Here is a 1,786-nt window from a genome sequence, read left to right on the forward strand (position 1 = left end):
GGCTATCCAAATTTTTTAGGGGTTTTCGCCAGAAATTTGGGGGTCAACTTTGGGGGAGAGAAAAAATAAAGGCTAAAAATTAAGACCCCTAAAGTTAAAATCAAGAGAATCAGTGAAAAAACATTCTGATTCTCTTTTTTTGGTTATGCTTCTGTACAAATTCTTAATCTCTTTATTCTTTTACTTTATATTTACCACGTTTCTTTCCAACATAGCTATGTACTTCATTAGATGATTTGGGCGTATTTCTCAATGCAGGTCTATTTCTGGTAGACCATAAGATTCGATTTCTAGTATAATTAAAATTAGAGGAACCTCGTGAGTTTCTCTTATAATCTTTCGGCTTTCGGTTGAATGATTCCATAGGTCCATTGGATAAACGTGCATAGTAACGCTCATTATCCTTTGCACTACGTCTTGATACCTCAGTTATAGTAAATGAGCGGGCAATCTCATGCTTATATTTATCAAGGTATTGTGAGAAAAGACGAGGAATGTAACCTCTGAGAGCCTTAAATTCTTCAATCATTTTTAATAATTCTTGCATTACTTCATCTTCAGAACTAAAGTGAGTATTATTGAATCTAATATATTTTTCTTTCACATCTCTGATTATATTGAACTTAGGATCTAGTGAGAGAAATAGTTTTTCAATAGTATATGTATCTGCGTACATTCTAAGAGAGCTGTGGTAATACCTTTTGTCAGAGTAATTGATATTGTCTTGATTCTTCAAAAGCACCCAGCGATATTTTCTAAGCAAGATAACTTCTTGTGATTCCTGAATCGTTTTATTGTCTCTATTGGTGTCATGATTTTGTTTTTCAAGCCTTTTAAGATCTCTATCTTTATATGCTTTCATTACTGAATTGATATAAGTATTAATCAATCCTAATAAATATTTAACAACATGAAAACTATCTAAAATCGACACAGCATTTGGAAAGAAATGCTTGGGTAATTCAAGATAAGGCTTATATGCATCAGAAATAATATAACGAACATGTTTTCTTTCTTCGTATGGAATGGAGAAGAAGTAGTTTTCAATGGTATGATGCCACCGGTTATGCAAGATGTCAACAATCTCTCCAGAAGTAAAGTCCATAAGAATCAAGGCATATTTCTCTTTTTCAGAAATATCAATATGTACTTCATCAACGGAAAGAAACTCAGGAAGAGTTAAACGTGGCAAATCCACGTAAGCAGTGAAAAGATCGTGAACTTGAGTATCAGATAAATTGAATTGTCTGGCAATAGATGCGGTAGAACGATCAAGGTCTTTCATAGCCTCTAAAACTAGTAGAGGAGTAATATCAGAGGATTGTTTATAACGCTGAAAGAATGGGAAATCTTCATTAACATATGTGGAACAGTTAGTGCATTTCCACTTTCTTTGGCTCACGATAAAGATGATGCAAGTTCCGTCTTGTAAGACAGGGTGTTTGATTTTGCGCTTATAAATACCTTTTGAGTGCATTCTGCAAGAACAATTAGGGCAATAAGACGGGATAGATGGTCGAGAGATATATACATACTTGGTATCAGCGATGATTTCAACATCGTTGATGATAATAGAACCATCATCGGGAATGTTTAATAATTTAAATAGATAAGAATGATCCATGATTACCTCCTTCACAGAAGCATAACCAATAGAACATTATAGAAAAAGAAACAGATGAATGCCACCTGTTTCTTTTGGGATTTATCCCCCTAAAGTGTCCCTCAAAGTTCAGACCCCTAAATTGACCCCTAAAGTTTAGCCCCCCAAATATTTTGGATACCC

Annotated in this window: 1 protein-coding gene; it reads right to left on the bottom strand. The window is 34.2% G+C overall.

Annotation, left to right across the window (positions count from 1 at the left end; genetic code table 11):
* Positions 1-172 precede the first annotated feature (172 nt).
* Positions 173-1,624: an ISL3 family transposase gene (locus tag KSZ58_RS22325; protein WP_008819210.1), complete on the bottom strand. Its 1,452-nt coding sequence runs from the start codon at positions 1,622-1,624 to the stop codon at positions 173-175.
* Positions 1,625-1,786: the final 162 nt, after the last annotated feature.

The organism is Erysipelatoclostridium sp. DFI.2.3, assembly GCF_019132535.1.
Classification (GTDB): domain Bacteria; phylum Bacillota_I; class Bacilli_A; order Erysipelotrichales; family Erysipelotrichaceae; genus Clostridium_AQ; species Clostridium_AQ innocuum.